The organism is Polaribacter sp. 2305UL8-11 (genome assembly GCF_058147165.1).
The window spans coordinates 155,539-180,467 of sequence record NZ_JBYVJW010000005.1 but is presented as its reverse complement, the minus strand read 5'-3'; the positions used below and the strand labels follow the sequence as shown (position 1 = coordinate 180,467).

Annotated in this window: 22 protein-coding genes; 5 read left to right on the top strand and 17 right to left on the bottom strand. The window is 28.0% G+C overall.

What is annotated here, in order from left to right; all coding sequences use genetic code 11:
- Positions 1–27: 27 nt before the first annotated feature.
- Positions 28–858, top strand: coding sequence for a prohibitin family protein (locus tag ACY2RW_RS06480; protein ID WP_490121891.1), 831 nt, complete (start codon positions 28–30; stop codon positions 856–858).
- Between the two features lie 213 nt (positions 859–1,071).
- On the opposite strand, the gene ACY2RW_RS06475 is transcribed toward ACY2RW_RS06480, so the two are convergent.
- The 17 genes from ACY2RW_RS06475 to ACY2RW_RS06395 form a co-directional block, all read right to left on the bottom strand.
- Positions 1,072–1,869, bottom strand: coding sequence for a carbonic anhydrase (locus ACY2RW_RS06475; RefSeq protein WP_490121890.1), 798 nt, complete (start codon positions 1,867–1,869; stop codon positions 1,072–1,074).
- Between the two features lie 171 nt (positions 1,870–2,040).
- A complete protein-coding gene (locus tag ACY2RW_RS06470; protein WP_490121889.1) occupies positions 2,041–2,562 on the bottom strand; it encodes an OmpH/Skp family outer membrane protein in 522 nt (173 codons plus the stop codon).
- A 77-nt stretch (positions 2,563–2,639) separates the two neighbouring features.
- Complete coding sequence (locus tag ACY2RW_RS06465; protein ID WP_490121888.1) at positions 2,640–3,911, bottom strand: DUF2254 domain-containing protein; 1,272 nt, start codon at positions 3,909–3,911, stop codon at positions 2,640–2,642.
- Complete coding sequence (gene miaA, locus ACY2RW_RS06460; protein WP_490121887.1) at positions 3,901–4,818, bottom strand: tRNA (adenosine(37)-N6)-dimethylallyltransferase MiaA; 918 nt, start codon at positions 4,816–4,818, stop codon at positions 3,901–3,903. The genes ACY2RW_RS06465 and miaA overlap by 11 nt, the downstream gene beginning before the upstream one ends.
- A gap of 7 nt (positions 4,819–4,825) precedes the next feature.
- A complete protein-coding gene (locus ACY2RW_RS06455; RefSeq protein WP_490121886.1) occupies positions 4,826–5,656 on the bottom strand; it encodes an ion transporter in 831 nt (276 codons plus the stop codon).
- 600 nt (positions 5,657–6,256) lie between these two features.
- On the bottom strand, positions 6,257–7,048 hold the full coding sequence (locus ACY2RW_RS06450) for an anti-sigma factor (protein WP_490121885.1): 792 nt from the start codon (positions 7,046–7,048) through the stop codon (positions 6,257–6,259).
- Positions 7,049–7,579 carry an RNA polymerase sigma factor gene (locus ACY2RW_RS06445; RefSeq protein ID WP_490121884.1) on the bottom strand — a complete coding sequence of 177 codons (531 nt, stop codon included), beginning with the start codon at positions 7,577–7,579 and terminating at the stop codon, positions 7,049–7,051. It lies immediately after the preceding gene.
- Between the two features lie 51 nt (positions 7,580–7,630).
- Positions 7,631–11,050, bottom strand: a complete 3,420-nt coding sequence (locus tag ACY2RW_RS06440) for a hypothetical protein (protein WP_490121883.1) — start codon at positions 11,048–11,050, stop codon at positions 7,631–7,633.
- A gap of 7 nt (positions 11,051–11,057) precedes the next feature.
- Positions 11,058–12,494, bottom strand: coding sequence for a C1 family peptidase (locus tag ACY2RW_RS06435; protein ID WP_490121882.1), 1,437 nt, complete (start codon positions 12,492–12,494; stop codon positions 11,058–11,060).
- A 97-nt stretch (positions 12,495–12,591) separates the two neighbouring features.
- Positions 12,592–14,076 (bottom strand): DUF3858 domain-containing protein, encoded by a 1,485-nt coding sequence (locus tag ACY2RW_RS06430; protein ID WP_490121881.1) that lies wholly within the window; start codon positions 14,074–14,076, stop codon positions 12,592–12,594.
- Positions 14,077–14,118: 42 nt separating this feature from the next.
- Positions 14,119–14,547, bottom strand: a complete 429-nt coding sequence (locus ACY2RW_RS06425; protein ID WP_490121880.1) for a hypothetical protein — start codon at positions 14,545–14,547, stop codon at positions 14,119–14,121.
- Between the two features lie 20 nt (positions 14,548–14,567).
- The gene (locus tag ACY2RW_RS06420; RefSeq protein ID WP_490121879.1) at positions 14,568–15,650 is read right to left on the bottom strand and encodes an exonuclease domain-containing protein; all 1,083 of its coding nucleotides are present in this window, start codon (positions 15,648–15,650) and stop codon (positions 14,568–14,570) included.
- Between the two features lie 24 nt (positions 15,651–15,674).
- Positions 15,675–16,334 (bottom strand): YggS family pyridoxal phosphate-dependent enzyme, encoded by a 660-nt coding sequence (locus tag ACY2RW_RS06415; RefSeq protein ID WP_490121878.1) that lies wholly within the window; start codon positions 16,332–16,334, stop codon positions 15,675–15,677.
- A 76-nt stretch (positions 16,335–16,410) separates the two neighbouring features.
- A complete protein-coding gene (locus tag ACY2RW_RS06410; RefSeq protein WP_490121877.1) occupies positions 16,411–17,646 on the bottom strand; it encodes a DUF1015 domain-containing protein in 1,236 nt (411 codons plus the stop codon).
- Positions 17,647–17,649: 3 nt separating this feature from the next.
- The gene (locus ACY2RW_RS06405) at positions 17,650–18,600 is read right to left on the bottom strand and encodes a D-2-hydroxyacid dehydrogenase (protein WP_490121876.1); all 951 of its coding nucleotides are present in this window, start codon (positions 18,598–18,600) and stop codon (positions 17,650–17,652) included.
- 74 nt (positions 18,601–18,674) lie between these two features.
- Positions 18,675–19,739 carry a 3-phosphoserine/phosphohydroxythreonine transaminase gene (gene serC / locus ACY2RW_RS06400; protein ID WP_490121875.1) on the bottom strand — a complete coding sequence of 355 codons (1,065 nt, stop codon included), beginning with the start codon at positions 19,737–19,739 and terminating at the stop codon, positions 18,675–18,677.
- A 105-nt stretch (positions 19,740–19,844) separates the two neighbouring features.
- A complete protein-coding gene (locus ACY2RW_RS06395) occupies positions 19,845–20,906 on the bottom strand; it encodes an acyl-CoA reductase (RefSeq protein WP_490121874.1) in 1,062 nt (353 codons plus the stop codon).
- A gap of 69 nt (positions 20,907–20,975) precedes the next feature.
- On the opposite strand from ACY2RW_RS06395, the gene ACY2RW_RS06390 reads away from it, so the two are divergent.
- From ACY2RW_RS06390 to hisC, 4 genes are all read left to right on the top strand, one after another.
- Positions 20,976–21,326 (top strand): 4Fe-4S dicluster domain-containing protein, encoded by a 351-nt coding sequence (locus ACY2RW_RS06390; RefSeq protein ID WP_490121873.1) that lies wholly within the window; start codon positions 20,976–20,978, stop codon positions 21,324–21,326.
- A gap of 275 nt (positions 21,327–21,601) precedes the next feature.
- Positions 21,602–22,459 carry an ATP phosphoribosyltransferase gene (gene hisG / locus ACY2RW_RS06385; RefSeq protein ID WP_490121872.1) on the top strand — a complete coding sequence of 286 codons (858 nt, stop codon included), beginning with the start codon at positions 21,602–21,604 and terminating at the stop codon, positions 22,457–22,459.
- Position 22,460: 1 nt separating this feature from the next.
- Positions 22,461–23,744: a histidinol dehydrogenase gene (gene hisD, locus ACY2RW_RS06380; RefSeq protein WP_490121871.1), complete on the top strand. Its 1,284-nt coding sequence runs from the start codon at positions 22,461–22,463 to the stop codon at positions 23,742–23,744.
- Between the two features lie 38 nt (positions 23,745–23,782).
- Entirely contained in the window at positions 23,783–24,838 is a 1,056-nt protein-coding gene (gene hisC, locus ACY2RW_RS06375; protein ID WP_490121870.1) for a histidinol-phosphate transaminase, read from the top strand.
- Positions 24,839–24,929: the final 91 nt, after the last annotated feature.

Genomic DNA, 24,929 nt, shown 5'->3' with positions numbered 1-24,929 from the left:
TTTGAATGAATTTTAAAACAAATAAGAATGGCAAATAATCAAGTAGATATAAAATTTCCAAAAGGGGGAATTTTATTTATTATAATAGCAATAGCAGCAATTATTTTATTTTCAAAATCAACAGTAACAATTGGTCCTGGAGAAGGAGGCGTTATTTTTGAAACTTTAGGAGATGGTATTAATGTTGATAAAACTTACGGAGAAGGATTTCATATTGTTGCTCCTTGGAACAAGATGATTGTAAGAAAAGTACGTCAGCAATCTATTTCTGATGAAATGAATGTACTATCTGTAAACGGATTAGAGGTAAAAGTAAATGGAACAATTTGGTATGAGCCAGAGTTTGTAAATTTAGGCTCATTAATTAAAACAAAAGGAGAGGATTATGAACGTGAGTTATTAGACCCAGCAATAAATGCTGCTGCCAGAAGTGTTGTTGGACGCTACACACCAGAACAATTGTATTCTAGTAAAAGAGATGTTATAGAACAAGAAATTTTAGACGAAGTTCAAAATGTTTTAAAAGGGCAATTTTTATCTGTAAAAAGAGTTTTGGTAGAAGACGTAAAATTACCAACTACTATTAGAACTGCAATTGAAACTAAATTAAAGCAAGAGCAAGAGTCTTTAGAGTATGAATTTAGATTAGCAAAAGCTAAAAAAGAGGCAGAAAGACAAAAAATTGATGCAGAAGGTAAAGCAGTTGCAAACAAAATTTTAAGTGCTTCATTAACTGAAAAAATATTACAAGAAAAAGGAATTGATGCAACTTTAGAGTTGTCTAAATCTCCTAACAGTAAAGTAATTGTTATTGGTTCTGGAAAAGATGGTTTGCCAATTATTTTAGGAAATCAATAAAAAATATTTTTAACAAATTTAAAAGAGGCTGTCTGAAAAAGTTAATTTAGTTGTCATTTTGAGCCTTTCGTCTTCGCTCAAGACAGGCTTTGTCAAAAAATCTATGTAGTTGATTTTGAATAAATAAGATTTCTCCATTACAGTCAAAAATGACAAATTTTAATACTTTTTCAGACAGCCTCTTTTTAGTTTAATCATTCTGTAAAAAAAAGGTTACTGATTTTGGTTAAGATATACGATTCTATCATAAATAGGTTGCTCGTTTCTATAGTTGTCTTTTGGCATGTTTTCTTTCAATTTTAAAACTTCTTCTAAAGAAATGATAATAGGTTCTTTAAAAACAATCCAATTTACATTTTCTGTACAAGGAGGTGTTGTAAGAGAACCTTCGTAAGAATAAAAATTAGTACTTTTAGGAAACAAAGTAGATAAATCTAAAGATTGATGAATTTCTTTGGTATCATGTTCATTTATGGGTAAAAAACTTTCTAAAAACTCAAACAATTGACTTTTTTCTCCTTCTTTAGCCAAAATACTCATTACCGTAAATTTTTTAGACTCACTTTTATGTACTAAATGAATTTCTAAAGGATAGCGAACTCCATTTATGGTATGCTCTGAAGGTTCATGGAAATGGATTTGCGATAAGTGATAAGTCGCGTTTTGATATTTTATAGAATCTCCTGCTTCAAAATCGAATTGTATGGAATGCCCATTATTAACCACCTTATTTAGTTGTGTTTTTGGAGAATACATTATATTTAGTAAAGAATCTTTTTGAGTTCTTTTTTGGGTGTGAATGTCAATAATATTGATAGGAGATTGCTTTTTACCACCACAATCTGAATCTTTTTCTATGGCTGCCCAATGTTCTGGAGATGTTTCTCCATTGTAAGTCCAATGGTTATTTGCTTCCTTTTTATGAGTTTTTTTTAAAGGTTTGTTTGTATTGCAAGAAATACTACTAAAAAATAAAACTACTACGATTATTAGTGAAGTTTTTTTCATCATTTTAAATGTTATAATATATAACAAAGGTAAATGAACAAAGCAATTTTGTTATATAACATTTATCATGTTTTTAAAAAAAATAAGAAATCGGTTTCGTAACTAAAAATAAAAAAGCCTCACTTTTCATACATAATGAAAAGTGAGGCTTTAAAAACAAAATACTTACTGTATTTATTTTTTAGTAGGTTCTGGAATTTTAATTCCTAGTTTTTTAATAACCAAATCTGTAATATCAAATTTGGGATCTGCATACGCAAATTGGTTTCCTGTAACTGTAAGAATTTGTGTGTAATTATTTGCTTTAGAAACTTCAGCAATAGCATCATTTAATTTTTGATATAAAGGACGCATTAATTCATCTCTTTTTAATTGAATTAATTTTCTTCCTGTATCTCTATATTTATTTAAATCTGCTTCTAAATCTTGCAATTCTTTAATAGATGTTTTTTTAGCCAACTCTCCTAACGTTTTTTCGTTTGTTCTAAAGCTTTCTAATTTTACTTTGTAAATTTCTAACTTTTTAGTGTAAGAAGTGTCTAATTTAGCTCCATAATCTTGAGCTCTTTTAATTACGATTTTAGTTTCTGGCATCATAGAAATAATATAATCGCTGTCTATTGTTCCTGTTTTTGTTTGCGACAAACCTGCAAAGCTGATAAAAGCCATACAGATACATAATAATTTTAATTTCATGTTATAATTTTAGTGGCACAAAGATATAAAAGTGTGGTTGCTAACCAAATATGACTATCATAAAAAAAAACTAAAAATCACATATTTTTAGCATCGTATATTTTTTGTAAATCACGTTCATTTTTTATAGCATCTTTTGCGTCTACAAGAAGATTGTCTATTTCTAGTTTTATAGATGTTTTAATTTCTTTACGATTGGCATTAGTTTCTAAATAATTTAACATTGCCAATAATTTTAAAACTAAAATTACGTCCTTTTTACAGTACGTTCTTAAAGAAACCATTATCGTATATAATAGTCTTTGAAAAGAAATTGTGTTTATAATTATTAGGGGTTCTTTATTTTTTAATATTAAATCTTTTTCATTCTTTTTTAATAGAGTATTAAATAATTGTGATAGATGATTTATAGCGTTTATAGCAGTTGCAGGATCATTAATTCCAGGAGACATAGATTTTACAGCAATTTCTGTAAGCTGTTTAAAAGCAGATAGGTAATTATTATCTAAAATTTCGTTTACTGTAAAATGAAAACAACTATATATACTATCAATTATTTCTGGCTCTAAAACAGCATCAACTTTAAATAAAACATCTCCCTTTTTACAATACGTTGCTCTTTTTGAGACAATTTCTATTCTAAAATGATTCTTTTCTGCTATTTTTTTTAAAATATCAAAAGATATGTTTTGGTAATATCCTGTTTCTTTGCAAAGAAATTGTTTCCATTTTTCGGTTTCTGGTAAGTTTAATTGTATTTTTTTTTCATCTTCTATTTGACTTTCAATTTTACTTTTTGATTCAGAAAAGATTTTAAACATAATATTCTCTATCTGTATTTCTTGAGAAATAGAATGTATAAAATAGATAAAAGCACCTAAAGAACCAATCATAAATATGATTGAAAATAGTACAGAAAAACCAGGAAGTTGATACTTTTTTCCTTCTGGCTCTATAAAAACAAGAATTAAGATACAATATAAAATTGTAGCAATATAAATACCTAAAATTATTTGATGTTTTCTATTAGAAATTAAACCTGGCAAAAGTCTTGGAGAAAAATTACTAGAGGCTTGGTTAAGCAAAATCATTACCATAGAAAAGCTAAAAACCATGATGGAAATTAAACCGCCTATAAATGTAGATAAGATAGTTCTAGAAGTTTCTATATTATTTATTACCAATTCAGGAAAATTATTTAATAGTGTTTTAGAAATACCATTACTTTCTAAATGCATCATTAAATAAGCAAACAAACAGCCTCCAATTGATATTATTGTGGGATAAAAGGCAATTTTGTCTTTAAAATTATATATAAAACGAATGTATTTTATAAATTTATTTTTCATTTAAAACAATTTTTTTGTTGATGCATGAAATAATATCTTTCAACTCTGCTTGATAATCAAACCATGTAATTTCTGTATCTTTTTTAAACCAAGTAATTTGTCTTTTTGCAAAACGTCTTGTATTTTTTTTAATTTCTGAAATGGCAAATTCTTTTGTAAAATCTCCATCAAAATAAGAAAACAATTCTCTATATCCCACAGTTTTTAGAGCATTTAAGTCTTTGTTTGCATATAAATTTTCTGCTTCTTTTAACAAACCGTTTTCAATCATTAAATCTACGCGTTTATTAATTCTGTTATAAATAATTTCTCTATCTGCTTTTAGTCCTATTTTTATAGAATTAAAATTTCTTTTTGTTTTAGGCTTATTTTTAAAAACAGAGTAGGGTTTTCCTGTACCAATGCAAATTTCTAATGCCCTCATTAAACGATGTGGATTGTCTAAAGCAATAGAGTTATAAGTTTCTATATCTAATTCTTTTAGTTGTTTTTGAAGAGCTTCTAGACCTTTTTCTTCTAGCTTTTGGGTTAGTTTTTTACGAATTTCTATACTAACTTCAGGAAAATAATCCAACCCTTTTAAAACAGCATCTACATATAAACCACTGCCACCAACCATAATTTGTACTGGATTTTCTGCAAATAAGAAATTTAATTTTTTTAAAGCATCTCTTTCAAATTGTCCTACATTATAGTTTTCAAAAATACTTCTATTTTGAATAAAATGATGAGTAGCAGCTGCCAATTCTTCTGGTTCTGGTACAGCTGTGCCTATAGTCATTTCTTTAAAAAATTGTCTAGAATCACAAGAAATTATATCGCTTTTAAAGTAATTAGCTAATTCTATACTCAAAGCTGTTTTACCAATAGCAGTGGGACCAACAATGGTAATTAAAGTGTTTTTCATAAATCTTTTACGGATTTAAAATACTACCACAGTTATAACAAAATTGGGCTTTTTCTTTATGCTTTTCTTTTAAACAGTTTGGGCAAGATTGCGTACTTGTAGTATCTAAATGAGCATCTTTTTTTGTCATTTCTGAGCTAACAATACCTGTTGGAATTGCAATAATCGAATATCCTAAAATCATAATAATACTTGCAATAAATTGTCCTAAAGGAGTTTGTGGGGCAATATCTCCAAAACCCACAGTTGTTAAGGTTACAATAGCCCAATAAATACTAACAGGAATGTTGGTAAATCCATTTTCTTCTCCTTCTATCATATACATAACTGTACCCAAAATAATACAAACTATAATTACAAAAAATAGAAAAACCGCAATTTTTGCTCTACTTGCTTTTAAGGCTAGCATTAAGTTATTTGAAGCACCAATGTATCTTCCTAATTTTAAAATTCTAAAAACACGAAGTAGTCTTAAAGCCCTTAAAGCAACTAAACTATGAGTACCTACTAATATAAAAGATAAGTATTTAGGTATTGTAGATAAAAAATCTATAATGCCATAAAAGCTAAAAATATACTTAAAAGGTTTTTTTATTGATACAATTCTTAAAATATATTCAATAGAAAAAAGAATTGTAATAATCCATTCACTTATATTTAGAAAATCATGGTATTTAGCATCAAAACTTTTTACACTTTCTAAAACAACCAATAAGATACTTGCAATAATGGCAACTAATAATACAACATCAAAAAGTTTACCCTCTTTAGTATCTGCCTCATAAATAATTTCATGAAGTCTTGTTTTCCAAGATGGTTTTTGTGAATTATTTTCCAATTTTAAAGTGATTTATAATACAATACTACAAATATTTAATGAATTTATAATTCTTTTTCTTTTGTTTTTCTCTTTGTTTATAAGGGTTTTTTAAGAAAAACACAAAAAAACTAACTTTTTTAAAACCTTAGTTCTTTTTTTCTCGTAAATATATATGAAGAATTATTTATAAATTCTTAAAACGAAAAAAAATAGTACTAGCAATAGTAAATATTTATAAAATTGTTTCTAATCTATTAAAGATTGGAAATTAAAACTGACACTTATATTGGGGGATATAGTGTCAGTATTTTTAACAAAGTAATTACCTCTAAGTTTTCTGGGGTTTATTTTAAAGTTTAAAATACCCCAGTTTTAAACCTAATAACTCAATAGAAATTATAAAAGAGTTTAAAGATAGTTTTGGTTGGATGATGGCATCTGTTATCGAGTATTGAATTGGTTATTTTTTTTTGATACAGGTGCCTTTTTTTATTTTTAAAATAAAAAGTAACCATAAAAATTAGGTCTTTTGAGTAAGTAAAAACACCCATTACAAATTTGTAATGGGTGTTTTCTTATACTTAATATTAACGTTTATTACTAAAAATAGAATTAATTTTATGGTGTAGCTGCAACAGCACCTAAAGTGTACAATTGCTCTAGAGTAGGAGAAACGCTACCACCTTCTGGCTCTAAAGTAATACCAAAAGCTTCAGATTGGTTGTCATTATCTATGGTAAATATTTTATTAGCATCTGCTGTAAATGTATCTATAGTACCTAAACTTGTAGGTGTTAAAGGAGATAATTTTAAAGACCAAACTTGATATACTTTTCCTTTTGGTGGAGTAGGTAAACCTTTAGCATCTAAATAGATACTGTTTGTTTTTTTATCCCAATAAACTTTTGCGTAAGCTTCTGGTGCTACTTTTTGCCCAGCTAAAGGAACAGAAATAATATCTTTATCTCTAAAAATAGTAATTAGTTTTTCTGCTTCTGCCAAACTGTTAGAAGCTTTTTCTATTTGTTCTTCTAACTGTATTTTTTCGTTAGCAATTTGTTCTTTTAATTGATTGTTTTGAGAAATAGACCATACTAAAACACTACCTACAACAATGGCTGCTGCCCAACCTGTAAATTGTGTCCAATTACGTTTTGGTTTAGAAATAGAAATTACTTGAGTTTCTTTACCATCAATTTCTTTTTTAATGGTTGTAAATAAATAACTTTTATCAGACTGAGAAGTAGCAGCTGTAAGTTTTACAATTGCATTTTCAATAGATAAAACTTCTTGTAATAACTCTGGATTACTATTTATTGCATTAAATATTTCTACGTTTTCTTGTTCTGAAAGTGAACCTGCAACGTATAATTCTAAAATTCCTGATGCTATGTATTTTTTTATATCCATTTAAACGCCTAGCATAGTTCTTAAGTCGCCTATGCAATTTCTGTTTCTTGTTTTTACTGTACCAATTGGCATATCTAATTCTTCTGAAACTTCTTTTTGAGTAAAACCTTTAAAATAAAGAAGCTCTATAACTGCTTTACATTTTTCACCTAATTTGGTAACAAATTCTTTTAACCCAATTGTATCTGTAGAAGTATCTAAACTTTTATTAGTCTCTAATATATCTACGAAATAATCTGCGTTAAGGTTTTGTTTAGACTGTTTAAATTTTTTAGATCGTGTATAATCTATGGCTGCATTTCTTGCGATGTTGAGTATCCAAGTAAAAAAACGACCTTTTTTAGCAGAGTACGTATCTGCTTTGTGCCATGCTTTTATAAAAACGTCTTGCGTAATTTCTTGTGCTACTTCATCGTTTTTAACAATGTTAAATACAACACCAGAAATACTGTTGCAATACATATTGTATAATTTTTCGTATGCTTTGACGTCTTTTTGCTGAAACTGTAAAATTAAAGGCTCTAAATCCATATTTTGTATCTAGAGCCCAATTTATTAAATTTATTTGGTTTGTAAACTATATTATTGACGTTTTATAAAAATAAAGTCTCCACCTTCATCACCTGTTCTACTTATAGGTGCGTATTGGGGTTTGTTATTTCCTGATGTATTATTAATTACAGGATCTTCTATCATATTAAATAATTGTCCAGCAGATAGGTAGGTGTTTTTATTTTCTCTTAATCTTTTTAATAAATATTTCATAAACACACTTTTATTGGGTACTGTAGTTAAAGTACCACTTGTAATTGCTCTTCTACTTGGTAAAGCATATTTTGCTTTTACAGCATTAGAGGCTTTACTAAAAGATCTTGTTTTTGTTAAAATACTTCCACTAAAACAAGCATCTGCAATTAATAAAGTATGTTTAGAATTTATAGATTTAATATAAGATACAATACTGGTATTTAAAATAACGTTTCCTTCAAATTCCATTTCTGCATCAGAAGGCATCCAATATCCTTTTTCGCTAGCTTCATCATAATTACCATGACCAGCATAGAATATGACTAAGTTATCATTTTTACCTACATTTTTTCTAAGGTTGTAAAATTCTTTGATAATTTGATTTTCTGTAGGATTTTTTAAAATGGTTACGTTTTCTTTATTAAAATTGTATTTGGTTGTTAAAAGATTTCCTAAAGCATCTGCATCTTTAGTTGGTTCTCCATTTAAATCTACAATACTTTCGTCTTTATAATCGCTAACTCCAATAATTAAAGCATGGTATTTACCAAAACCGATATCTATTTTTTCATCATTATGTACTATTGGGTCTACAACAATATTTGTTTTTCGCTTTATTGTAAATGTTTTTGTAGATGATGCTTGTTTTAAATCGGTTGCTTTTACAATTAAATCGTTTTTACCATATCTTAAAGGCACATTTGCAGTAAAAGAGCCATCTTCTGCAACATTAGCTTCTACACCATTTACAGTAATTTCATAAATACCATCATTATCAGTTGCTTTTCCTCTTACTTGAATTCTTTTTGCTTCTACAATTTTAAAGCCTCTTTTTGCTTCTACATTTGGAGATGTAATTACAACAACTGGAGGATTGTTAAAACTCGCAGATTGGTATTTAATATCTAAATAATCTACAGATATTTTTTTATCATAATAAATGGTGTACCCAAATTTATCTCCAAAAAATTGTTCAAATGGAGTTTCATTTACATAAGTATCGTTTATATAAAAGCGCAGAAGATTTCCTGTTTTTACGATTTTAATTTTATTGTAATCGTTTAAACCAGTTTTAATTGCTTCACTTTCTGTAAATGGAATAATTTTTTTGTATTTATCATTATCAAATTTTCTGTACATATAACTTCCATTACCTGAGAGTAAAAATGAGTATTCATTAGAAGAGTTTTTTCTTCCAAAAGTAATACCATATAATCCTTTTGCAGAATTTACAACTCTAGCTAAAGAAGTTTCTATAATAAAGTCTTTGGCTGTATTAATATTTACACTTCTGCTTATAAAGATTCCTCCAGATTTCTTTTTGTGTAATAAAAATTTACCATTTGCAATTGCTGCAGAATAATCGTCAGAATCTTCTAAATTCCAACCATTTGTATTGCCATTAAAATTATCATATACAGGAAGAGTTAGTGTTTTATTGCTAACTATATTTGTGTTTTTTTCTTTTAACCTATATACTTTTAAATAATCTACAGCAATTTCTTGGTCGTTATAAACTACATACCCAATTCTGCTTCCAAAAAACGGTTCGTAATCTGTTCTTGTGATGTATCTATTATTTATGTAAAACTTATAATATTCTCCAACTTTTTTTACACCCAAAATATTTGAAGCTCCATTATTTTGATTGACACTAGAAGATTTTGTCCATTTTACTATAACTTCTTCTTTACCATCTTTGGTTCTTACTATTTTATAATATCCAGAAGATGCTATGTAAAATCGGAAACTATTACCACCTTCTAAACCCCACATTAAACCAAAGGCATTGTTGGTAACACCACTAACTTTATCTATTTTGGTTACAATTTCAAAGTCTTTAGAACCATCAAAATATTTATTGATGTTTGTAGAGTATCCTTTATCTTTTCTTTTATGCTGTATGTAATATTTTCCGTTAGAAAGTCTAAAACGAGTAACGTTATCATTTCTTTCTAACCAAGCATTTGGGTTACTGCTGTCAAAATTATCACTAAAAAGTAAATCTCCTTTTAACTTGGTATCTTCATTAAAAATAGTGGTATTGTTAGGGCCACCTCCTAAATAAGAAATACTAATGTAATCTATGGCAATTTTTTGAGGGTCGAAAATAGAAAAGCCATACCTGTTTCCATATATTTTAACATTAGAAGCTGTATATACTAAAGAGTTGTTTATATAGTAATAAAATTTACTGCCTTTTTTTTCTATTTTTAAAATATTAGTAGAATAATTTTCTTTTTTTATTGATGTTGATTGTGTCCAATTTACAAGAGAGTTTAATTTACCATTTTCATATTTATCAACAGAAAAACTACCCAATGCATTGATTAAAAATTGATGTTGATTGCTAGAATTTTCTCTACCAAAAATCAATCCAAAGCCATTATTTTTTACACCAGCAATTTTTTGAAAAGATGCTTCAACCTTAAAGTCTTTTGTATTATCAAAATTAAAAATCTTGGAAGTAGCCCAACCTTTATTACCTTTATATTCAAAATAATATTTACTATTTCTAATTTCTAATTTAGCCTCTTCACTAGTATTTACAGCCCAATTATTCTTGTTAGAATAAAAACTATCGTAAACAATTGTTTTTGTTTTGTTACTATTATTATTGTAATTGGTGTTGTTTTGAGAGGAAGTTTTTTGAAGAACTTTTATATAATCTAAAGATATTTTTTGATTGCTGTAGAGTGTAATTGCTAATTTATTGCCTATAAAATCTTTATAAGCCATAGAATGCAAATTCGCATCGTTTATATAAAATGTAATTGTGTTTCCTGTTTTTGTTATTTTTAACTTATTAACTCCGTAATTACCTGTTTTAACTTTTCCAGATTTTGTCCACTTTACAACATTGGTGTATTTGCCATCTGTTGCTTCTGCAACTCTATAATAGCCATTAGATGTGAAGCCAAATTCTTTATAATTTTTATCGTCTTTAAAATCATATAAAAAAGAAATACCAGAGTTGTCTACGCCAGCTATTTTTTGGATAGATGTTTCTATTTCAAAATCTTTGTTTGTATCTAAATTGATTGAATTTGTAGAGACTCTCCAAGATTTTTCTTTTCTTTTATGCTCAAAATAATAGCGTCCATTAAAAACATTTAGTTCTCTAATTTCGTTATTTCCTGTTGGCCATGTTCCAACATTATTAAAATCTTCTTTATATATATAATTATTACTTTGGCTAAATGCAGTGTAAGTAATTAAAAAAGAAAGTAATAATATCTTTTTTATTGTTTTCATATTACTGTTATTGGTGATTCATTTCTATAAAAATTGGTACTACTTTGGCAGATGAACTTGATGATGTTGCACTAAATGAAATCTTATTATTATTAAAAGATACATTAGAGCCTTTAAACATTTTAGAGCTCAGCGCTTTTTTTACTCTTGTTACAAAATCTCCTGATCCGTATTTTGCTTTACTAACTATATCGTTAATATTTAATTTTTCTTTACTATATAAAACACAAAGAATGTCTCTACCAGGATTGTTATCAAACTCTATAAAATAATCTTCATTTGGTATGGCAATTTCGCTATTTGTATAATTAAAGTAATCGCTATAACCACCAAAAGGATATAATTTGTTTACAGATTTATCTGCAGATCCATAACCAATTAAATACACATAACCTCTTTGTTTGCTGTTTAAATAAATTCTAAATTGAGTACCAGAAGTGTATGTGTTATTTACTTTATAAGTTGTTTTACTTGCTTTTACAATATTAAAATTTCTTGTAGCTCCTTCTGCTAATTTTACAGGCATAGCATTGCCATTACTTAATTTTAGTGTAATTTCTCCTCCTAATTTGTTGCTAGAATAATTATTGTTGTCATTATTATTTGTATTGTCTTTTCTTTTATCTACTAATACATAGGCTGTTTTAACTTGTCTTTGAAAATCTGCATATTTTATCCAGAAAAATCCATTTTTACCAAAACGAGTTCCCCAAGAATTCATAATTTCAAAAGCTCCACCAGATTTATTATCATCATAACCCACAACAACCATAGCATGCCCAGATTTACCAGAACTTGGAATCCAAACATTATTATAATCTGTTTTTAAACTAGAAAAACGAAACAAACCTATAACTACAGGGTTTTTTTGAGATATTGCTTTTTTTACTTTACCCACTAAATTATTTGGATTATTCCATCTTGCTAATCTTTCGAATGTTACAATTTTATGTTCTTTGGCTCTTGAGTAGATAGTTGTAGATGGTGTTTTTAAACAAGTTCTAAAATCATAGGGGAAATCAGATAGTTTTGCAGCTCCATATTGGTTCATTATTTTCATAGCATTTTCTATGTATGCTCCTTCACATTTTGCATTGTATCTAATTTGATTGTATACAAAAGCTGGCGAAAATGTATTCTGATTTATTTTTGCAGTATTATATTCCCACCCATTTTTTATTGCATTTGCTATGGTTCTTGCTCCATAAGCACTTGCCCAACCTACACAAGATCCTTGCTGACCTTGACTTTTAGGAGTAGGAGCATACCCTTTTAAGCTAAAAGATTTTGGTAGGGCTGTAAAACTTCTTGTTACTAATGGTACAGATTGAGGTAATTCGTTATAAAGAGATTCATCAAATTTTAATCCTGTTCCAAATTGTTCTTGAGATGTTAGTGTGCTAGCAAAAAATAAGCAGACTAAAAGGAAATAAAGATTTTTCATTTTGTCGTTTTTTAAAGTTACGAAACAAATGTCTGTATAAATATAGCAAAAAAAAATACGTCATTTGACGTATTTTTTCTATTTAAAACTTTGGTTTTTAATTGTCTGTATTTTTTTCTAATACCAAATAAGATTTTTCTGCTGTTACAATTTGTTTGTAAAACTCTTTTATAGCTTGATATTCATTACTAGAATATACATTTTTGTTAATTTTTAATCGTGTGTAAATATTTATTAAGTTTCCTTTTTGAATTACTTTATAAATATAAATACCACCATTATTAGGAAGTGATATAGCAACATTTTTTGGCAATTGTGTAATTTTATAGTTTTCTGGTATTTTTAATCTTAGACTGTATTTATGTTGTTTTGGATAGCCAAAATCTACAGGATAATATCTTTCTTTTAGTTTAAAAGGATTATTATTCTGTCTATCAAAAACAATTGGGTTTAGCCTTATTTTTTGAAAAGATTCATTATCAGATAAAATTTTTATTTTGTAAACTTCTAACAATGGTTTTTCTAAACTGTCTTTATTAACTATTTTAAAATCATCTACTTCAGTGTCTGGATAAGTAGCTTCAAAATTTTCTACATATTTATTTTTGCTAATTGTAGATAATTTTTTCCTTTTATTTATAGCAAAATAACCAGAAGTACGCATCATAAGATTTCCTTCTAATTCATTGTCTTTATTTAAATTTAATGATACTGTAGTGCTTTTTGAGGTTTTAAATTTAGGTTTTAAAACTACCCAGTAACTATCTTTTTTAAAGTTGATAACTCTTGCTTCTCCATTTAAAGTTTTAAAAGGTACTTGTCCAAAAGGCATGAGTTTATTTGTTGCATCTAAATAGTAATCTTTTTTGTTAATAGTTACTTTTACAATAACATAGTTGTAATCAAAAATTACTGGAAAAAGTTTGGATGTTAAACCATTTTTTCTCGTAGAAAGTACCACTAAATTTGTTTTAATATCAGCAGCATTTAAACTGTTAAATAAAGATAAATTTATTTCACCAACATCGCCAATTTTTTCATTAAAAGCATTTTTTACTTTTGCATCGCTATTTTGCCAATATTTTCCATTCCATGTAAAATGATTTTTAATAAAAGCATATATTTTTTTTGCTTTTTCTAATTCTTCTTTGGTATTTAATATCTCTTCAGGTAGTCTCCTCCTAAAAAAGTTTTTTTTGGATGTTTGATTGTTAAAAAAGAATTTTTTTAAACTTTTGTCTGCTTGATCCCAAGTGGTTGCATAGTTTGTTAATTCTCCTCTATAGCTTGTTCTAGATTTTAAATCGAAAGTAATTCTGGAGAGATAATTTTTTCTACTAAGCATATATTCTTCTTCTTTAAAAGCAGGAACATTTTCCATTCCATAAGAATAAACGATGCAAGAGCCATAGCCTATACCATCAATATGAACACATCTTTTATCAACCTTAGCATCTTTTTTATCTAATTTTTTAAATCCAACAATTTTTATATTGTATTTATAATTTCCAAGAATAGTTGCATTAAAATCGCTTTTTATTTTAGGTATTTCCGATTGAAAATACCAATCATCTATTTGCAAGTAAGGAGATAATACACTGTAACTGTATTCAATTACACTTCCTTATCTTATATTAGGTAATGTAAAACTCTTTTTCTTCCAATTATTTACTCCATCAGTAGTAAAAATATCTTTTTCTGTGATACGATCTGTTTTTATGCTACCAATTTCTGATAAATTATAAGTAATTCCTTTTACGTTTAACAATTTATCTTTTTCTCTTAAATAGATAGAAATGTTAGAAAAATCAAAAGCAGTTTTATCTAAGATTTTTATTCTATAATAGTAATCTGTTCTGGGAGTTTGATCTTTATTATTATCTGGATAACGATTTGCTTGCTCATATAAAACTACAGCAATTGCAGTAGAATCTTTATCGTAAATTTTCATATTTAATTCATCTATAGTGGTTTGACCCATTTTAGATGATCTATTTTTTTGAGAAAATAGGAGAGATGGAAGGCATAAAAGTACCAACAAAATCTTTTTCATTTTTTTTCTTTTTATTAATTTTACTCTAATCTTATGATTTCTTTTACTTTGTTTTTATTAAGGTAGTTCTTTACAATAGATTTAGATATTTCTTTATTTGAAATAGGAGTTAGGATAGCTTTTAAAATTTCTAGATCGTTTTTTTGATATCCCAATCTTGTGTATCCATAGCCAAAAATTTCATTGTTTTCTACTAAAATAATAGATTGTTCTTCAACCTCTCTTCCTTTATCAATAATTAAAAAAGTATCATTATTAAAATTTTGAGGGTTTATTTTTCTTTTCTTTTTAAAATTAAATTTTGGTGATAAAGCTTCTAATTCTATATTGTATTTTAACCTTGTAAGTAGTTCGTTTCCTGTTTTATCAAAAGAAACAGATTGTGCTCTGTCTTGTATTTTTACAGCTCTTTTGGTAACTTTTAAAAACAACTGATTTAACTCTGATTTTATATTTTTTCCTCTTCCCAAATAAATTACTCTCCCATCTGTATCATGAATATAAAAAAGGCCTTCTATTGCAGGAGTATTATCTATAAAACCTCTAAGTTTTTGTTTTTGTTGCCTTCTGTCAAAGTATTTTATAGCATTTTGTATAATTGTTTTGTTGGTGTCTTTTTCTAAAAGTAGTTTAAAGAGTTCTACTGTTGCTAATGCATCTCCAGAAGCTCTATGTCTATCTGTAATTGGTATGCCTAATGCTTTTGTTAATTTACCTAAACTATAAGAAGGTTGGTCTAAAATTAAAGCTTGACTTAACTCTACAGTACATAAAGTATTTCTGTTAAAATCATACCCAAGCCTGTCAAATTCTGTACTTAATATTCTATAATCGAAAGCTGTATTATGTGCAATTAAAATACAATCGGAAGTAATTTCTATAATTCTTTTAGCAACTTCGTAAAACTTAGGTGCATTTCTTAACATTTTATTGTTAATACCTGTCAGTTTTACAACAAATTCTTGAATAGGTCTTTCTGGATTTATTAAGCTAATAAATTGATCTACAATATTATATCCATCAAATTTATAAATGGCTATTTCTGTAATGCCTTCTTCATTAAATTTTCCTCCAGTAGTTTCAATATCTAAGATCGCGTACAAATTCTTTTTCTTTTCGTTCTAAATTTACTGATAATAATTTCTTTTACCAAATATAGAGCTTCCAACTCTTATCATATTACTGCCATTTTTTATGGCCAGTTTGTAATCACCACTCATTCCCATAGACAAAATTTCTAATTGGCAATTGTTTATTTTTTGAATATCAAAAAAGTTTTTGAGCGATGCAAATTCTTTATCAAGCTGATTTATATCCTCTGTAAAAGTAGCCATTCCCATAAAACCTACAATTTTTACATTTTGTAAATCTTTTAATTTTGATGATTCTAAAATCTCTTCAATATCGCTAAAAGACAGCCCAAATTTTGTTTCTTCTTTGGCAATTTTTGCCTGTAACAAACAATTAATAATTCTATTATGTTTTTTTGCTTGTTTATTAATTTCTTTTAAAGTAGAAAATTTATCAATTCCGTGGATTAAATCTACAAAATGAGCCATGTATTTTACCTTATTACTTTGTAGGTGACCAATCATGTGCCATTTGATGTCTTTAGGTAAAGCATCATATTTCTCTACCATTTCCTGAATTTTATTTTCACCAAAAATACGTTGACCAGCATCATACGCTTCTTTTAAATCTGCAACAGGTTTGGTTTTAGAAACAGCAACTAAGGTTACATTTTCTGGTAATGTAGATTTTATATTTTGTAAGTTTTTTGCAATCATATTTAAGATTTTTATTGAGATTCTGAAACAACCTTTCGACTACGTTCAAGGTAACATTTTCAGAATGACAAAATTATCAAAATTCATACATGGTTAAACCACTTCTTAATTTTGGCTGAATATAAGTAGTTTTTGGTGGCATTTTTAAATTTGCATCTGCAATTTCTTTCATATCGTTAATGGTAATTGGAGTCAAGCCAAAACCAACTTTATACAAGCCAGCATCTACTTTTGTTTTTATAGAAATGATGTCTTTTTTGTTATGAGAATATCCAATTCTATCATTATTGGTTAAATCTTTAACACCTAAAATAGGATTTAAGATGGTTCTATATAAAATTTCTGCATCTAATTTACTTAATGCATCTGTAAAATTATATACATCTTTTCTTAAGTATAGCGAATAAAATTCGCCATTTAAGTACATGCTAAAATGATGTTTCTGTAATGGGATATATAATTGTTGATGTCTATTCTCAATTCTAAAAACAGCATCAAGTTTTAATAAAAACTCATCTACAGATAAACCGTTTAAATCTTTTACAAACCTATTAAATTCAGAAATTTGTAAATGCGATTCTGGAATTAAATAACTCATAAAAAAGTTGTAATCTTCTTTACCAGTATGATTTTTATTTTCTTTTGATAAATCTTTTGCTAAAAGTGCAGAAGAGGCAGATCTATGATGCCCATCTGCAATATATAGAGCTTCTATTTTTTGAAATGCAGCTGTTATTTTTTGAATTATTTTTTCATCAGAAATTAGCCAAAGTTTGTGCAACCTTTTATCTGTTGTAGAAAACTCGTATTCTGGTCTTTTTATCTTTTCAGAATTGATAATTTCTTCAATAGATTCATCATCTTTAAAAGTAAGTAAAACAGGTTCTGCATTAAAACCAGTGGCTTTTAAATAGTTTTCGAAAAGAATTTCTCTTTTTGAGATGGTGCCTTCATGTTTTTTTATCACACCATTATCATAATCATTTACACTTGTTGCGCCTATAATACCACAAAAAGAAAAATTGACACCAATTCTTTCATAAATATAAAAACTAGGTTTTTCATCTTGAATAAAAATGTTGTTTTCTTTAAATTCTAAATAACGATTATGAACCAGTTGAAAACGTTGTTCTCCAGATACCTCTTGATGGTATTTGTAGCCAGGATTGATAACGTGTAAAAATGTATAAGGATTAAAATCCAATTTTGCCCCTAATTCAGCAGGAGTATAAGCTTCATAAGATTTTGAAGATACCAAAGCAACTTTGTCTCTGCTTGGTCTTACTGCTTTAAAAGGTTGCAAAATAGCCATAAATTATCTAAAAAACTCTATAATCTGTTTAGCTAATTCTAGCCCTATTCTATCTTGAGCTTCTTTGGTTGCTGCACCAATGTGTGGAGTTAAAGAAATTTCTGGATTCATTAACAATTGTACTGCTGGTGTTGGTTCTGTTTCAAAAACATCTAAGCCAGCAAATTGTACTTTACCTTTTTCAATTGCTTTTACCAAATCCACTTCATTTAAAATACCACCTCTAGCTGCATTTATAATTCCAACTCCATCTTTCATTTTTTCAATATCTGATGCTGCAATAATATAATTTTCTTGTGCAGGAACGTGTAAAGAAATAAAGTCTGATTCTTTTAAAAGTTCTTCTTTATCAACAGTATCAATAGTAAAAGTTAATTTTTGTCCGTTAAAAAACGATAAAGTTATTGGGGCGCTTTCAATTTGCGAATCAGTTGCCAAAACATTCATTCCTAATCCAATAGCAATTTTAGCAACTTCTTGACCAATTCTACCAAAACCAATAATTCCAATTGTTTTTCCTCTTAATTCTGTTCCTTCTGAATACGCTTTTTTTAGATCTTTAAAACGAGTATCGCCTTCTAAAGGCATTTCTCTATTAGAAGAATGTAAAAAACGTACCATTCCAAATAAATGAGCAAACACCAATTCTGCTACAGAACTAGAGGAAGCAGATGGAGTGTTAATTACGTGTAAACCATTGTCTTCTGCATATTCTACATCAATATTATCCATGCCAACTCCACCACGTCCAATTAGTTTTAAACTTGGACAAGCTTCAATTAATTCTTGTCTAACTTGGGTAGCACTTCTTACTAAAATTGCATCAATAGTATGTTTATTGATATAATTTTCTAACTGATTTTGAGCCACTTTTACAGTAATTACTTCAAAACCTGCTTTTTCTAAAGCATCTATTCCGCTTTTAGAAATTCCATCATTTGCTAATATTTTCATTCTTATAATAAGTTCAATATTTATAATTTACAGTTCAAGGTTTATTCAATATTTAAAATATTAAATTTAAAACTTTAAACTTCTTTTTCTAGAGATTGCATCACATCTACCAAAGCCTGAACACTATATAATGGTAATGCATTATACATACTAGCTCTATAACCACCAACACTTCTGTGTCCATTTAAACCGTTAATACCAGCTGCTGTCCACATTCTATCAAAAGTTTCTTTGTGTGCTTCGTCTACTAAATTAAAAGTAGCGTTCATTGTACTTCTATCTTCTTTGGCTACAATTCCTTTAAAAAGCGGATTTCTATCAATTTCATTATATAAAAGTACTGCTTTTTTATTGTTAACTTCTTCAATAAATGGAATTCCGCCTAAATCTTTCAACCATTGTAAAGTTAGCATAGAAACATACACAGCAAAAACTGAAGGTGTATTAAACATACTATCTTTATCTATATGAATTTGATAATTTAGCATAGAAGGAATATGTCTATCTACTTTTCCTAAGATTTCTTCTTTAATTATAACTAAAGTAGTTCCTGCTGGACCCATATTTTTTTGTGCTCCTGCATAAATTAAATCAAACTTTTCAAAGTCTAATTGACGAGAAAAAATGTCTGAACTCATATCACAAACTAAAGGAACATTGGTTTCAGGAATTTCTTTGATTTGAGTACCAGCAACTGTGTTGTTACTTGTGTAATGGAAATAATCTGCGTCTTCAGGAATGGTAAATCCTTTAGGAATATAATTATATCCTTTGTCTTTTGATGAAGCAACTTCTACCAATTCTCCAAAAGCTTTTGCTTCTTTTATAGCTTTATCAGACCAAGTTCCTGTATTTAAATACGCAGCTTTTTTATGTAGTAGATTGTAAGCCACCATTAAGAATTCTAAACTTGCACCACCTTGTAAAAATAAGGCTTTGTATCCTTTTCCTTCTAAACCTAGCAATTCTAAAGCCAAAGAACGTGCTTTTTCCATCACAGCAACAAATGGTTTACTTCTGTGAGAAATTTCTATTAACGATAAATCATCATTATTAAAATTGATAATTGCTTCTGATGCTTTTTTTAATACTTCTTCTGGCAGAATACAAGGTCCTGCACTAAAATTATGTTTTTTCATTTAATTGTGTTCTATTTTATTAAAACTGTCATTTCAACTTTATGGAGAAATCTCTAGATTTTTCGACCTCATTTCATTTCGCTCAAAATGACATTCAATAATTATTTATATGTTTGACAAAAATGCCAAAGTGTTCACACCATCAGCATAATCTGTTAATTGTGGGTGTTGTGTTTGTCCAAAAGCAACTTCATTTTCTATAAATCCTTTGGCTACAATACACTGAATTTTTTCTCTATCTTGATGTAATTTTATTTTTAAATCGATTTCATTATCATAATACTCATAAAAAACTGTGGCAATAGGAGAGGAGTAGCTTTCATCTTCTTTAATCATTAAAAAACCATTTTCTAATAAATCAAACTCGCTCATTAAATACACTGCTTTGTTATAATCGTAATTATTAGCATATTTTGCATTGTTAATGATGTCTTTTTTGACATACATTCCTGTAAAAAAAGCATCAAAATTGAATCCTTTTGGAACATACAATTTAGAAACACTTCTACAGCCCAAACCAAAATATTGAAAAATATCATCAGATAAACTAATAAAATCTTCTTCAGTTTCTTTGCCAGTTAAAACAGCAACAGAATTTCTGCTTTTTCTGATGATGTTAGGTTTTCCTTTAAAATAATATTCAAAATAACGTGCAGTATTATTACTTCCAGTAGCAATAATTGCATCAAAATAGGTCAATTTTTCTTCTGTAAAAGTAATTTTTCCTTTAAAACCCTCTTCAACATACTCTAAATATTTGGCTAAAAAAGGTAATAAATGTTTATCATTAGAAGATTGCTTAACCAAAACAGAATGACCAGAAATTAATACTGATAAAAAATCATGAAAACCAACCAAAGGGATGTTTCCAGCCATAATAATAGCTACTTTTTTAGCTGGGCTTTCTTTTAACTCAACACTTTTGGTGAAAGCATTTAAATTGCTACTAGATAGTGATTTACTCCAACTATTTAAAGATAATAGAATATTTTCTTTTGTAAACCAAGAGTTATTTTCTTGAGCTAATTTTATTTGATGTAAAAAGCCATCAAAAAAGATTTCATTATACTCAATATTATCTTTCTTTATTATATTATCTACAGAAAACTGACTTAAAAAAGCACCTAATTTTGCGAATGCAGTAATTCTATTTTGAATACTAATCATTTATTTTGGTTGTCTATAATTTTGGCGTTATTTTTGCAATCGCAAAGGTACAAAACAGAAAAGAAAATTATGGCAATAATAATAACAGATGAATGCATAAATTGTGGAGCTTGTGAACCAGAGTGTCCAAACACAGCAATTTACGAAGGAGCAGATGATTGGAAATATTCAGATGGGACAGATTTAAACGGAAATGTAGTATTACCAAATGGTAAATCTGTAAATGCAGATGAAGATCAAGAACCAGTTTCTGATGAGATTTATTACATAGTACCAGATAAATGTACAGAGTGTAAAGGTTTTCATGAAGAGCCACAATGTGCTGCAGTTTGTCCTGTAGATTGTTGTGTGCCAGATGAAGATGTGGTAGAAACCGAAGAAGAATTATTACAAAAACAAGCCTTTATGCACAATGAATAATTTTTTAAAATTAAACATTATAACAAAATTTGATAAATATTTTAATTTAAGATATATTTTCTTTTAACATTTTGATTTATCAAAATAAAATTAGAATATTTGCATAGAAAATAATAACAAATGAAATTTATTCAAAATCATCATCATTTTTACAATTGCTCTCAAGCGATTTAAAAATGTATTGAATAAAGTCAACATATTTTAAAAACCCGTTTGAGCAAATCAAACGGGTTTTTATTTAAACCGTATTTGCTCAAGCATTAAAACAACTAAAAATGAGTAATTTAAGAATTGCAGTACAAAAATCAGGAAGGCTTAATGAAGATTCTATGAGAATCTTAAAAGATATTGGTATTTCTATAAATAATGGAAAAGATCAGCTAAAAGCTTCTGCAAGAAATTTTCCAGTAGAAGTTTTTTATTTAAGAAATGGAGATATTCCTCAGTATTTAAGAGATGGAGTTGTTGATGCAGCAATTATTGGTGAGAATGTTTTAATTGAAAAAGGAAATGATATTGAATTTGTAGAGAAATTAGGTTTTTCTAAATGTAAAGTATCTATTGCTGTACCTAAAGAATCTAAAGCAAAATCACTAAAAGATTTAGCAGGTAAAAGAATTGCTACTTCCTACCCAGAAACCGTGCAACAATTTTTAAAAGAACAAAAAATAGATGCGCAGTTGCACACAATTAATGGTTCTGTAGAAATTGCGCCAAATATTGGTTTAGCAGATGGTATTTGCGACATCGTTTCAAGTGGTTCAACCTTATTTAAAAATGGATTAAAAGAAATTGAAGTTTTATTTAAATCTGAAGCAGTTTTAGCGGTTTCTCCACAAATTTCTGAAGAAAGAAAGGCTATTTTGGATACAATTAAATTTAGAATTCAATCGGTTTTAAAAGGTAGAGATTCTAAATATGTATTATTAAACGCCCCAAATGAAAAGTTAGAAAATATCTTAAAACTCTTACCAGGTATGAGAAGCCCAACTGTTTTGCCTTTGGCAGAAAAAGGTTGGAGTTCTGTGCATACAGTAATTAGTAAAAATGAATTTTGGGAAATTATAGATGAGTTAAAAGCAAATGGTGCAGAAGGTATTTTAGTTTGCCCTATTGAAAAAATGGTATTGTAAAATGAAAATTATAAATAATCCACCTAAAAAAGATTGGTATTCAATTTTACAAAGACCAACAAAAACCGTTAATGATATTGAGAAAACTGTCAATCAAGTTTTTGATGATGTACAAAGAAATGGAGATGCTGCTATAAAAAAATATACTTCAATTTTTGATGGCGTTTCTTTAGATAGTAATTTAGTATCAGCACAAGAAATTGATCAAGCATTAGACTTAGTTTCGAAAGAATTAAAAGAAGCTATAAATATTGCAAAAGAAAATATTACAAAATTTCATAAAGCCCAAAAAACCGAAAAAGTTTTTGTAAAAACTACAAACGGAGTTTCTTGTTGGCAAGAAAAAAGACCCATTCAAAAAGTAGGTTTGTATATTCCTGGAGGAACAGCACCGCTGTTTTCAACAGTTTTAATGTTGGCAATTCCTGCACAAATTGCAGGTTGTAAAGAAATTGTTTTGTGTTCTCCACCTAATAAAGAAGGAAAAATTCATCCAGCAATTTTATACGCAGCAAATTTATGTGGTGTAACAAAAATTGTAAAAGTTGGCGGAATTCAAGCTATTGCAGGATTTACATTTGGTACAGAAAATATTCCGCAAGTATATAAGATATTTGGTCCAGGAAATCAGTTTGTTACAGTTGCCAAACAGTTAGCCACTAAATATGGAGTAGCTATTGATATGCCTGCTGGACCAAGTGAATTGTTGGTGGTTGCAGATAATTCTGCAAATGCGAGTTTTGTAGCATCAGATTTACTAAGTCAAGCAGAACATGGGGCAGATAGCCAAGTTATTTTAGTATCAACTTCAAAACAATTAATAAATGAAGTTTCTAATGAAATTAAAAAACAACTTTTAGAATTACCTAGAAAAGAAATTGCTCAAAAAGCAATCGAAAATTCAAAATCTATTTTTGTAGAAAATGATAAAATAGCGTTGGAAATTATTAACGAATATGGCCCAGAACATTTTATTGTTTGCACAAATAACAACGATTTTTATATAAACAATATTGTAAATGCTGGTTCTGTTTTTATTGGTAATTATACCCCAGAAAGTGCTGGAGATTATGCATCAGGGACCAATCATACATTACCTACAAATGGGTTTAGTAAAGCGTATTCTGGAGTAAATTTAGATAGTTTTACAAAAAGTATCACGTTTCAAGAAATAACAAAAGAAGGAATTTTAAATATTGGAAATGCTATAGCATTAATGGCAGAAGCAGAAGGTTTGCATGCGCATAAAAATGCAGTTACAGTTCGTTTAAAAAATTTGCAATAAAAATGTAACGAAAACTTTATTTTTAAAGTCTTTAAAGTATGAAAACAAACTTTAACATCAATAATTTTATAAGAGAAAACATTAAATCTCTTCAGCCATATTCGTCAGCAAGAGATGAGTATAAAGACGCAGCTTCCGATAATATGATTTTTTTAGACGCGAATGAAAATCCGTTTGAAAATGGTGTAAATCGTTATCCAGACCCTCAACAAAACAAAGTAAAAGACTTATTTTCATCAATAAAAAATATTCATAAAAAAAAAATATTATTAGGAAATGGAAGTGATGAGGTTTTAGATTTAATTTTTAGAGCTTTCTGTGAACCTAATAAAGATAATGTTATTACACTGCCACCAACTTATGGTATGTATGGGGTTTTGGCCAATATAAATGCTGTAGAAAACAGAAAAATTTTATTAAATGCTAACTTTCAGCCAGATGTAGATAAAATATTAAAAAATACCGATAAGAATAGTAAAATTTTGTTTTTATGCTCGCCCAACAATCCAACTGGTAATAGTTTTAACACGAAATTTGTTGAAGTGTTATTAAAAAAATTTAAAGGATTGGTTGTAATAGATGAAGCATATATTGATTTTTCAGAACAAAAAAGTTGGTTAGAAAGATTAGAAGAGTTTCCTAATTTAATTATTACACAAACACTTTCTAAAGCTTATGGTTTGGCAGGAATACGATTAGGAGTTTGTTATGCATCAACAGAAATTATTAAAATTTTAAATACTATAAAGCCACCTTACAACGTAAATAAGCTAACGCAACAAAGAGCTATTTCTAGGCTTAAAAAAATAGATGAAATCAAAAATGAAATCAATCAGTTAATCAGCGAAAGAAAACGATTAAAACAAGAGTTAGAATGTTGCGTAAGTTATATTGAAAAGGTCTATCCTTCTGATGGTAATTTTTTATTGTTAAAAGTTGATGATGCAACAAAACGTTACCATCAACTTATAGAATATGGAGTAGTGATTAGAAATAGAACAACACAACCTTTGTGTGAAAACTGTTTACGAATTAGTGTTGGGGTTTGCGAAGAAAATCAAAAGTTAATTAGAGCTTTAAAAGCCATTCGATAGCATAAATTTGTCATTCTTGCGTAGGCAGGAATCCAAAATTAACTAATTTAGAATCAAATAAATTCCTGTTTTCACAGGAATGACAAGAAAA